Genomic DNA, 11207 nt, shown 5'->3' on the forward strand with positions numbered 1-11207 from the left:
GGCTGGCTCAACCTCTGCTAATCACTATTTGTGGATTCTTCTTCTGTTTCGTCTTCATTATCACCGTTGTCATTATCACCGTTTTCACTATCATCTCCATTATCCGTGTCACCATTTCCATTATCTTCAGGGGGACTTTCCCCGTTTTCTTCTCCATTTTCGTCCTCATCATCTCCTATTAGATCATCAATGAGGTCATCTATGAAATCTTCTTCTTCTGGAATAGTAACACTGACAGTGACTGGATCACTTTCTAGATCCCCGTTGTCGTCGGAAACTACGGTAACTCTGATAGTGTAGGTCTCTCCATATACTGGGTTACTCAAGTTGTATGCCCTGTCTTTTGTAACATCAATTAGTCGATAATCTCCGTCATCCCCTTGACTTACTTCCAGTCTGAAACTAAATCTGTCCAAAAGCTCATCAGGATAATTCCAACTTACATTAATTTCATGATTTTCATCATTGTAGGCTGCATCTAAGCCTTGAACAGGATCAGCATACTCAAACTCGTCAGAGACTTCCGTTGGTTCCGTTCCCCTCACAAAGTATTCGTATATGATTTCACTTTCTGGTGTAAACTCACTGGGCAGTAACCCTGTAGAACGCTCTATTCCAACCCGAACGACAGAATCAGGCTGAACAAAATCATTTACTTCTTTACCTTCATGTGCATAAGTCATAACTTCTTTAAACAGTCTTCTTGCCACTTGCCCTTCCGTAGAACCGGAACTTGTATCAATATACCCATCATCATTGTTTTTGTACCCTGTCCACACGGCTGCGGTCAGTGCCGTGGAATATCCTGCGAACCAGGAATCTTTCACAGCACTACCCTCTATACCATGTTGTGCCCTTTCCTCGTCTGTATAGTTAGTGGAACCAGTCTTGCCTGCAATGGGTACACCATCCACGGCGGCGAGTGTTCCTGTACCGGATTGCACAACGGTTTTCAGCATATCAGTTATCATGAATGCAGTATAATCATTCATAGCAACGACAGAATCAGGTTTTAAATCAATAACTGTTCCATCTGGAAATTCAACTTTAGTAACTGTATGTGGTCTGTTAAACTCACCATTATTTCCAAAGGCAGCATAAGCACCTGCTAAATGCAGGGAAGATAAGCCATCACTGAATCCCCCGATGGAATAGGATTCCTGCATGTTAACTAATTGTTCCTCTAAACCTAATCGTTCCCCAAATTCTCTGGCAGATTCTAACCCAACTTCATTAAATGCCTTAACTGCAGGAATATTTAAGGAAACCCGAAGTGCTTCTCGCATCGAAACAAATCCTCTGTAGTTACGATCAAAGTTTCTGACTGGCGTTCCTGTGGATTGGTAATTATAAGGTGCATCTTCGATTTGATGATAGGTGGACCATTTTTTCTCATCAATTACAGGTCCATAATCCAAAATTGGTTTTATCGTAGATCCAGGTTGTCTTCTTGGTCCAGTTGCCATATTGTACGTTAATGCACCTTCGGCAGGCTCCCGAAATCCTCCTAAAGCCATAATTTCTCCTGTTGTCGTATCCAGAACAGTTATGCCCGCCTGGTATTTTGAATCTGGAAATTCAATAACTTCCCCTGATTGCATCACATATTCCACATATTCTTGTAAATCACGATCTAGTGTTGTATAAATTTTTAACCCGCCAGTATAGATATCGTTTGAATCAATTCCTTCTATTCTTTCAACTTCACGAATAACTTCATCCAAAAAGGCTTGGTAAGGATATGCCTCTCGTTCACTCTGTTGTAATTGTTCTTCAATAGGTACGTTTCTCGCTGTTTCTGCCTGCTCTGGAGTTATTTTCTCATAACGTTCCATAAGGCTAATCACCGTATTCCGTCGTATCTGTGCATCCTCTGGGTTTTTAAACGGATTGAATCTACCAGGACGTTGTGGAATACCCGCTAATAGTGCGGCATCTTCGATGGTTAATTCGTCGAGATCTTTACTGAAATAATAATCTGCAGCTTCTAATACCCCATACTTACCATCATCAAAGTATATGGCATTTAAATAAATTTCTAATACTTGATCTTTAGAATATTTTCTTTCTAATTGAACAGCCAAGTACTGTTCCTGGAGTTTTCGTGTCATTTTCTTTTCCGAAGATAAAAATAAATTTTTTACTACTTGTTGAGTGATGGTACTAGCCCCTTCGGCTCCAAATCCACCACGAATATTAGCTAGTACAGCACCGCCTATTCTTCTTAAATCAATTCCGAAATGGTCATAGAACCGGATATCTTCAACAGATATTACGGCATCTTTTAATACAGGTGGTACTTGATTAATATTAACGGAACGGCGATCCTCAGCTGCTTCTAGGGTTGAAAACATTTCTAAATCCCTATCATAGATTTCTGGATTATTTGCTAATGTTAGCCGGTCAGGGTCAAGTTCAGGGGCGTCGCGGATGATACTGAAAACTGTAATTCCTCCAACTAACACCATTGCGAGCATGATAATCCCTAAAGCTATCAGAATTTTTTTCCATCTCTTTTTTGTACTAGTCTTTTTCCCTTTTTTATTTGTAGATTCTTTTATTTTCTTCCGTTCTCCTCTTGTACGATATTCATCAGACATGTTGCATCTTCCTTTCAGATACAATGTAAATGTACTAGTATGCACATTTTAAATCATTTTATCAATTATTTTTAAATAGTCAATCCTTGGGTGAAGTCCCAGCGTAATCAATGTACCAAATTGTTCAATATCTTTTTTCGGAATGGACTTTCTTTTTTTGTCCTGATTGTCCACGTATGAAAATAGGTCTTTTGCAAATACTAAGAACACCTCATCAAATAAAGTAAATCGTAACAATGTAAATGATATTCCATCATGAGCAAGTACTTGTTTCATATGGTTTATTTGATGATCATGGAAGTTTTTCAAAGGAAAGCTTGTCTTATTTTTAGTCTCCTTTGCTTCAAAGTCTATATATCTCCCTTTATAGACACCATTATAATCGGTTGTTGATGGTTTTTTAAAGTATGCTTCAGTTACCACTGCTGCACTTCTTTTAGGATAATGTACATTAACAATCTGTAGGGGCGTAGGTTTTTTATGAATGACTGCAATGTTATGTGCACGGTAGTATTCATTTGTTTCGTTTATGTCCTCCTCTAGGGTCATTCCCCTGTTACTGAATCTTTCATCCTTTTTGACGTTATTAGTAGTTGAAAAGCTTCGGTTTGGAGAAAATTTTTTCCCATTCGGATAACGAACTGACATCATAATTCACATCCTTTACAAATAAACCATCACTATATCATAACATATTTTAAGAAAGCATACAGAATTTTAGGGGCGGGAGGACTTATGTATTCACATCAGCTTCTTATAAAATCTATAAAATCTCATACAGAAAAGAGAAACATGGACAATATATCACGAACAGATGCTTATCAGTCTTATTTTCTGAAGCATAACGAAATTAGCTGGGCTTATTTAGCGAGCATGGTCTCCAGAAATGCCGGCTGGAGTATGTCAGACCTGTGGAGCAAACCCTACAGTATTCTCCTTAGTAAAGAGAATCGGCATCATTTGTTTATTACATATGAAAGGGCAAACTGGCTTATTTTTTCAGATGCATATCCTCAATTGTTAATTTATGAAAAATCAAAGCAAGATAGAAAACCACTGTTCGATCTTTTATCTAACTTCCATGTATCGGAATGGATGATTAACGAATGGTATCATTTTTGGAATACAGGCAACAAGGTAAGGCTTCTCCATGCCCTGATCGTTAATGAACAACATTTAATTCAGGAACCAGTTATTGAATCTCCATTTTTCCATAAAAAAGTGTTTCATAATACTAATTATTACATTCAGGAAAAACTACACTTTAGTGTTGTTTTGTTTCCCACAGATGAAGGAAAGATATATGGGGTTTCGATAAAAAAATTTAATGATGTACATAAGCGAATAGAATTAGGAAAACAATTAGCATGGATACTATTAAATTCTCCGGTAAAAGAGGATATATATCATTTTTTTATAGAATGCACTTTCACAGGTTCCCGGAAAGATTACCAAAAAGAAATGCGGTTGGAACAAACACCTATGGTACGGACAGTATATCCCATTGTTATTCACGGAGATCATGAAAGGAAGGACTGGTCGAAGAAAAAACGATTCTCGCCAGAGAAGTTATTGAAACAAAGATGGCAAATACCAAAGAATTATGAAGTGACAGAATGGTATAGAAAAAAACAAAGTCAAGTTGCAGTATTAGCAGGATTAAAAGGACTTATATCAACGAAATATAATATTTAAGGGCTGTGCCCATTAGGTAATTTCCTAATGGGCACAGCCCTGTTCGGTTACTCTGCTGGCCGGTTTGGTCCTCCTAGCTTTTTATCACCATAACCAGGTTTATTTTCCCGATTTTTATCAGGTTGGCGTGCTGTTTTATCTGGCTTATTAAATTTATTATTTTTATCCAACAGATTCACCCCCTTTTACCAATCTTAGTTTCTCCTTCCTGAAATCGTATTATGTTATAAATTCTTAGGGGAAAATGACGAATAACACTTTCTTTGACGAAACAAAACTTGTTTTGTCAATGGAGAAGGGAGTTCTAGGACAAAGGGAGAATGGTAAAAAGAAAACGAAGAAGGTGGGAGAACTTCATGGCAAATAAATCCACGTTAAAAGATCGTGTGTTAAAAAGCAGAGTGAAGAAGATGGTACCTGCTTCTCAGTTAGAGGAACGGTTTCAGTTACTTTTATATCAAGTGGAACAGATAGAGAGAAAACTGGATACGAATAATGAAGGAAAAGACGCGGAACAACAGGAACATCAGGGAGAAGGTACAAGGGAAAAAGGGTTACCGAGACCCTTGATGGCAGAGTAAGAACTATTTTTGAATAAATGATTTCATTATAAGCACCATATTCCATATTGGCTAAGACGTCCACTGAACTATAGGATACAGTCAATGGAGCTGCTTCCGTTTCTTTTCATTCTATGGTTGTCTGTTATAATCAAGAATGGAGGTGGCTAAGTGTGACAGAACTTCAATTAATGCGTTTAAAGAAACTAACAGAATTGTTACTGGAAAAAAACACGCAATCTTTAAAGTATTTTAATACGTACCATAAAAAGGATGATATTGCTGACTTTAAAGAGACAATCTTACCGTTTGCGGATGAAGTCAAAAAGTTATCAGACGAGTGGCTTGAATTGGCGATGAATTATGTTAAAAACTTTAAGCCTAAATATCTCCATTCTCATCAGATGGAAGACGCGCATGAAAATATACAAATTCAATCGGTAACATGTTTTCAGCGGGACACAAAAAAACGGCGATTTCTCGAACAAAATAAATCCATTGATTTTACATTATCAGGATTAAATAAGGAGTTGACATGATTACGGTTTGGAAAAGAACTGTCGGTATAAAAAAAGCTGCGATTCTAATTCTTATATTTTTTTCGATAGTTCTTAATGCCTGCGATTCAGAGGAATGGGAGGAAATTGAAGAGTCAAACCAATATAATATAATAACTACATTTATGGAAGGGTATTATGATTCGTGGGAAAAAAGTTTGGAAAATCACACTTATTCCATAATGGAAAGTTATTTTATTGCAAATAGTCATGTTTATCATATGCAACGGAGAAATCATCAACAACTTATTACGGAACGGAAGGTGGAATCCCTCCTCAGTTTCAGTGAGATAACATTAGAGAAAAATGAATTTGGTGATTTGCGAATAACAGGAACAGAATTGATCGAAGTGAGACAAGCAGATGAGATTTTAATGGAAGAAAGAAAAAGATCGTATTATTTAACCGAAGTAAATCAAGGGTTAAGAATCACAAAAATTGAACGGAGAGAATAAGAAAAGCGCAAGCGCCTATGGACGAAAGTGCCAAATCCTATCCATTCATATCATTTAAAAAAGGAATCCCGAAATAAGGGATTCCTAATTGGATTAAATTTTCTCCACGTCAAACACTCGAAAACCTTCTGACTCCAAATGTTCAACTACATTGTTTAATGTTTCTTCGGTAGTATTACTCGGCAATGTCACGATAACCCGTCTGAAAAATTTACTTTCATTATCTAATGTAAGCATACTTTGAATACTTGTTAACTTCTTTAAAGAAGAAACGATTGTACTAAGTGCTCCCTGATACTCATGGGTCGAAATCGTTAATGTATAACTTCCTGTTTTAATCCCCCAAGAATCTTCCAGAATAGACATGACATTCACATGGGTCAATATACCGGAAAATGTACCATCATCATGTAAAACAGCTAAATAAGGATACTTTTTGATATTTGTAAAAACACGGAAAAGGAGGCTTGTTCATCGATGAATACCTCTTTATCATCAGCGAGTGCCATGACGGAATCGTCCCAAGATGCAGCCTCTTTCACAATAGCTCGATAGATATCCTGTGCATAAATATTTCCTTTAAAGAATGATTTTGTTTCATCTAAAATTGGAATACATCTGTAACCACTTTCTTCCAATTCTTCCAGTGCTTCTCTTACTGTAAATGTTTCTAAAACAAATCGTACATTTTCTTTTGGTATAATGTTATATTTAATCTTCATATCTCTCTTCTCCCTTCGCTCAAAAGGCTTAACAATATTATAAACGAAATATGTAAGAAAAAGAATATAATTGGAAAAAACTATAAGAATATTTCTTACATGAAATTTATTTGATAGAATCTAATCTCAATTGAATAATTGTAAACGGAAATGCTTACCTTATTATTGAGGTGAAGGATATGACTAATTCTGATTACTTACAGGGTGCTGTAAGGGAAATACAGCATGTGATGTCTATAGCGGAAGAACAGTTAACCGAATCCCATAGAGTGGAACCAGGTGACAGGGATGAGTTTACAAAAGCTCAACTTCAACTGGAGGAAGCAAATATGGAATTGGAAAAAATGTTGATTAGTGCTACAGCGGAACAGAGGGATCAATTACATCGATTACAACAACAGCTTCAGCATCTACAAAATCGAATGATCCTAGGACTTTGATGGAGGAGAAATAGAAACCTGTGCTTTGGGAAGAGGGTACTGAAAAAGTGGAAAAACACCACTTTTTTTCAGTGCCCTCTTTGGAGTACAGGTTTTTTCATACTCTGAAAATTACACCCCTAATAATGAGGAATGATATAATATAATAGAATAAAGTACAGGAGGGGATGTTATTGAAATCACTAATAGTAATAGATTATACAAATGACTTTGTAGCGGATGATGGTAAACTGACTTGCGGAGAACGGGGGCAATCAATTGAATCCCGCATCACGGCCCTTACCAAAGATTTTATGGAGCATGGGGAATATGTCGTTTTTGCAGTGGATGTTCATGAAGAAAATGACCCATTTCATCCGGAGACAAAACTCTTCCCCGCACATAACGTGAGGGGAACGAAAGGAAGGAAACTTTACGGGTCATTGGGTGAATATTTAGATGAAGTCATTCATAATGGAACAGGTAAATATGAATGGCTTGATAAAACAAGATATAGTGCTTTTGCCGGAACAAATCTTGAAATCAAGTTAAGGGAACGGGGAATAAAAGAAGTACATTTAGTAGGTGTTTGTACGGACATCTGTGTACTACATACAGCAGTAGATGCTTATAATAAAGGATTTTCAATCGTAGTCCATCAAGATGCTGTGGAAAGCTTCAATCCTGAGGGACATACATGGGCATTAAGTCATTTCGCAAATACTTTAGGGGCATTAGTGACAGAAAATGGGAGTAGCCAAGGTAATTAAGGAATATTTTTTAACCTAACGTAAACACATCGTTAGGTTTTCTTTTAGTGGAATAGAATGTGAAAAAAGTTCATAATGTGTTAATAATATTGGCTCCTTTTATGATTGTGAATAACTTATTATATAGATAGATGTAAACACTTCAGAAGATGGTGCACCGTTTCTTGGGTTTTAAAAGCAGTACATTGCTTTTTAACATAACTCTTTAGAAGAAGGTGTGGTACAAATGCTGAATTTGGATTTAGTTTTAACCTTCATTATCTTGATCCTGACGATTATTCTCTTCATTTGGGATAAACTACGTTCGGATCTTGTGGCATTAATGTCCATGATGGCATTAATGTTAACAGGAATAATCTCAACAGGAGAAGCTTTAAGCGGATTTTCCAACAGTGTCGTTGTCATGATAGCAGGTCTATTTATTGTTGGAGCAGGGATATTCCGAACAGGTCTCGCTGAAAGTACGGGTAAACTCGTTATAAAATGGGCTGGCGGCAGTGAATTAAAATTACTAATTTTACTCATGCTTGTTGTAGCATTTTTAAGTGCATTTATGAGCAATACAGGAACAGTGGCAATGATGATGCCAGTGGTTATTAGTGTTGCAATGAGAATGCAGTCCAGCCCATCCAAGTTTTTAATGCCATTGGCTTATGCAAGCAGTTTAGGAGGGGTATTAACCTTAATCGGTACTCCACCAAACTTAATTGTAAGTCAAGTTTTAGTTGACTATGGATATGAAAAACTTGGATTTTTTGATTTTACACCGATAGGTTTAGTTGCACTAGGAACAGGTATGATTTTTATGATCTTATTTGGTAAATATATAGTTCCTGATCATAAAATGAATAATAATGATGGAAATAATGTTTCTCCTTCCAAATTAATGAAGTTATATGATATTTCAGATAAATTGTGGCGGATCCAAGTAAATCCCGGTACTGACTTGATGGAGAAAAAACTAAAAGATTTAAGGTTACCCAGTCAATATGGCCTATACATTTTGTTTATAGAGCGAATGGATAGTGAACACACCACATTTAGGTCTAAACAACTTAAGTTTTGCGCTAGAGCAAATACGACAATCAAAGAGTCTGATATTTTGTTTGTGGAAGGTAATGAGGACAAAATAAAACAATTTGCAAATGACTTCCAAGTTACTTTATTACCTCCAGAAGATAATAAACAAAATAGTTTAATAACGAAAGAACACGGAGTGGCGGAAGTTTTATTTACACCCTATTCCCGATTTTTGAATCAAAAAATACGTGATTTACAATTGACGGAAAGCCACAGTCTGAACATCCTGGGAATGAACAGGAAAGGGAAATGTATTTTTCAGGCGTTGGCCGATGAAAAAATAGAATTTGGTGATGCTATATTAGTTCAAGGTGAGTGGAAAAATATTGAAATGTTAGCGCAAGAGAGCCAACATGTCGTTGTGGTGGGAAAAACTAGTGAAGAAGCATCCCAAGCAAAAGCAAATGGAAAAGCACCAATTGCAGGAGCAATCATGTTGGGTATGTTACTTTTGATGACATTTGAAATTGTCCCAGCAGTGACAGCAGTTATAATTGCTGCCATGGCCATGGTATTTACAGGATGTCTTCGAAATATGGATGATGCATATTCTAGAATTAATTGGCAAAGCGTCATTCTCTTCGGTGCAATGCTGCCTATGGCAATCGCCCTAGAAAAAACAGGTGGTGTTCAGTTTTTATCCGATTTATTTGTCAATAACTTAGGAAGGTTTGGGCCAGTTGCTGTCATGGGCGGATTTTATTTATGTACAATGATATTTAGCCAGTTTATTAGTAATACTGCAACAGCAGTTTTATTTGCGCCAATTGCAATTACTTCGGCAATTCAATTGCAAGTAAGTCCTTATCCATTTTTGATAGCGGTTTCTGTGGCCGCTAGTATGGCTTTTGCAACACCGGTAGCGTCTCCACCTAATGCTCTTGTAATGACTGCTGGAGGATATACTTTTAAAGACTTTTTTAAAGCAGGAATTCCATTACAGATTGTTCTGTTAGTTGTCATGCTCTTTGCGATCCCGTTCTTCTTTCCTTTATGATACTTTACAAGAGACAAGCATCTCAAATACACTAGTTATAAAGGGAAACGGTGTGGGGGGACGTAAATTTGAAAGAGCTATGGACAATGCCAGAACTGCTAGAGCAGATGGAACATCATTCGCCAGTATTTCTATTTTTCTATACTCCTTTATGTGGAACATGTGATTTGGCCAAAGAATTCCTATTAATTGTTGAAACAATGGATGAGATACCTCCCATTTATCAGGTTGATATTAATTTGTTAAAGGGAAAAGTGGATCATTGGAGAATAACCAGTGTACCCTGTTTACTGAAAGTAGAAAAAGAAGGGTACAACGAGAAACTTTATGCATTTCAATCAGTAACAAACGTTTATCATTTTATCAAAGGACAAGGTGCGGATAGACATGAAAGCCCCTGAATTTACATTAGCTTCTATATATGATAATGGGAATGTTTCATTAAATGATTATCATGGTACCCCACTTCTAATTACTTTTTGGGTTTCATGGTGTCCAGATTGCCAGAGAGACATTCCAATGAAAGATCACTTATATAAATCAATGGATAAAGACAGATTGAAGATGCTTTTGATTAATGTAAGTGGAAGGGAATACGATCAGAAAAATGCATTAACATACTATGAAAAAGAAAAAATATCTATCCCTTCCCTTCAGGATATTGGAACAAAAGTTTATGATGCATACCAGTGTATGTCAGTTCCTACAACTTTCTTATTAAATAAAGAGCACAACATCGTTGCTAGGTTTAATGATAAATCAACGTTTCAGAATATCGTGAAAGAATTAGGTAAGGTATTATAGAGTGGGGGGCACATAAAAAGTGGCCCCCCTTTTTTAAGATAAATGTATAAGTTTTGGCATCTTCGCCCATTGTCTAGCTCCATCGCTTAATCGATGGGAACTGAAAAAGTGGTTTTAAACTTTTTCAGTTCCTTCCTAATCACTACGGGGCACTTCGGAAGTGACAACTGAAGTCAAAAAGCGGACTTCAAGTTGTCATTCCTCCACTACCCTACGCTCGTGAGCCTAGGCGCTTGCGCATTACACATTTTGCACAGGCGTTAGAGTAAAATGTTTGTGGGTGGAAAAAAAGTAAGTTAAGGAAGAATATGTAACCTTGGTGACGAGTGGGGAAGTGGTTTTATTCCCCACTCGTCACCAAGGACACCAAGCGAAAGCGCGGTAGGTGTGAGCACATCACATGAAAAAAGGATCCTCTTTTTGTATAGTAAGTAACGACCAAGAAACCAACTGTACAAAGAGAAAGGACCCTTACTATGAAAGATACCATACCTAACATCACAATGAAAGAGATAGAAAGAATTACCTTCCGTGCTTTACAGGAAAGC

14 protein-coding genes are annotated in these 11207 nt (G+C 36.8%); 9 read left to right on the top strand and 5 right to left on the bottom strand.

Annotated elements, in window-relative coordinates:
• Positions 1–17 precede the first annotated feature (17 nt).
• A complete protein-coding gene (locus tag KS419_RS23100) occupies positions 18–2600 on the bottom strand; it encodes a penicillin-binding protein 1A (protein WP_217069362.1) in 2583 nt (860 codons plus the stop codon).
• Positions 2601–2648: 48 nt separating this feature from the next.
• A complete protein-coding gene (recU, locus tag KS419_RS23105) occupies positions 2649–3248 on the bottom strand; it encodes a Holliday junction resolvase RecU (protein ID WP_217069364.1) in 600 nt (199 codons plus the stop codon).
• 87 nt (positions 3249–3335) lie between these two features.
• Here recU and KS419_RS23110 point away from each other — a divergent pair, with 87 nt between their 5' ends.
• Positions 3336–4295 carry a DUF2515 family protein gene (locus KS419_RS23110; protein ID WP_217069366.1) on the top strand — a complete coding sequence of 320 codons (960 nt, stop codon included), beginning with the start codon at positions 3336–3338 and terminating at the stop codon, positions 4293–4295.
• 47 nt (positions 4296–4342) lie between these two features.
• Here the strand turns inward: KS419_RS23110 and KS419_RS25400 are convergent, their stop codons facing one another.
• A complete protein-coding gene (locus KS419_RS25400) occupies positions 4343–4465 on the bottom strand; it encodes a hypothetical protein (RefSeq protein WP_281419877.1) in 123 nt (40 codons plus the stop codon).
• Positions 4466–4651: 186 nt separating this feature from the next.
• Between KS419_RS25400 and KS419_RS23115 the strand changes: the two genes are divergently transcribed.
• The 3 genes from KS419_RS23115 to KS419_RS23125 all read left to right on the top strand — a co-directional run bounded on the left by KS419_RS23115 (position 4652) and on the right by KS419_RS23125 (position 5867).
• A complete protein-coding gene (locus KS419_RS23115; RefSeq protein ID WP_217069368.1) occupies positions 4652–4876 on the top strand; it encodes a hypothetical protein in 225 nt (74 codons plus the stop codon).
• Between the two features lie 152 nt (positions 4877–5028).
• Positions 5029–5394 carry a DUF1798 family protein gene (locus KS419_RS23120; RefSeq protein WP_217069370.1) on the top strand — a complete coding sequence of 122 codons (366 nt, stop codon included), beginning with the start codon at positions 5029–5031 and terminating at the stop codon, positions 5392–5394.
• Positions 5391–5867, top strand: a complete 477-nt coding sequence (locus KS419_RS23125; protein WP_217069372.1) for a TcaA NTF2-like domain-containing protein — start codon at positions 5391–5393, stop codon at positions 5865–5867. The genes KS419_RS23120 and KS419_RS23125 overlap by 4 nt, the downstream gene beginning before the upstream one ends.
• Before the next feature lie 93 nt (positions 5868–5960).
• Here the strand turns inward: KS419_RS23125 and KS419_RS25070 are convergent, their stop codons facing one another.
• Together KS419_RS25070 and KS419_RS25075 are read right to left on the bottom strand one after the other, a co-directional pair.
• Positions 5961–6233, bottom strand: coding sequence for a hypothetical protein (locus tag KS419_RS25070; protein WP_246594622.1), 273 nt, complete (start codon positions 6231–6233; stop codon positions 5961–5963).
• Positions 6234–6286: 53 nt separating this feature from the next.
• Positions 6287–6589 (bottom strand): CBS domain-containing protein, encoded by a 303-nt coding sequence (locus KS419_RS25075; protein WP_246594644.1) that lies wholly within the window; start codon positions 6587–6589, stop codon positions 6287–6289.
• Between the two features lie 179 nt (positions 6590–6768).
• On the opposite strand from KS419_RS25075, the gene KS419_RS23135 reads away from it, so the two are divergent.
• The 5 genes from KS419_RS23135 to KS419_RS23155 all read left to right on the top strand — a co-directional run bounded on the left by KS419_RS23135 (position 6769) and on the right by KS419_RS23155 (position 10659).
• Positions 6769–7029: a DUF2524 family protein gene (locus KS419_RS23135; RefSeq protein ID WP_217069374.1), complete on the top strand. Its 261-nt coding sequence runs from the start codon at positions 6769–6771 to the stop codon at positions 7027–7029.
• A gap of 167 nt (positions 7030–7196) precedes the next feature.
• Positions 7197–7778: a cysteine hydrolase family protein gene (locus tag KS419_RS23140; protein ID WP_217069376.1), complete on the top strand. Its 582-nt coding sequence runs from the start codon at positions 7197–7199 to the stop codon at positions 7776–7778.
• Between the two features lie 226 nt (positions 7779–8004).
• Positions 8005–9855: an SLC13 family permease gene (locus KS419_RS23145; protein ID WP_246594645.1), complete on the top strand. Its 1851-nt coding sequence runs from the start codon at positions 8005–8007 to the stop codon at positions 9853–9855.
• 68 nt (positions 9856–9923) lie between these two features.
• Positions 9924–10256, top strand: a complete 333-nt coding sequence (locus KS419_RS23150; protein WP_217069378.1) for a thioredoxin family protein — start codon at positions 9924–9926, stop codon at positions 10254–10256.
• Complete coding sequence (locus KS419_RS23155) at positions 10243–10659, top strand: TlpA disulfide reductase family protein (protein WP_217069380.1); 417 nt, start codon at positions 10243–10245, stop codon at positions 10657–10659. Before KS419_RS23150 ends, KS419_RS23155 begins: the two co-directional genes overlap by 14 nt.
• Positions 10660–11207 lie beyond the last annotated feature (548 nt).

Origin of the sequence: Evansella tamaricis (genome assembly GCF_019042215.1) — a bacterium.
Classification (GTDB): Bacteria; Bacillota; Bacilli; order Bacillales; family Salisediminibacteriaceae; genus Evansella; species Evansella tamaricis.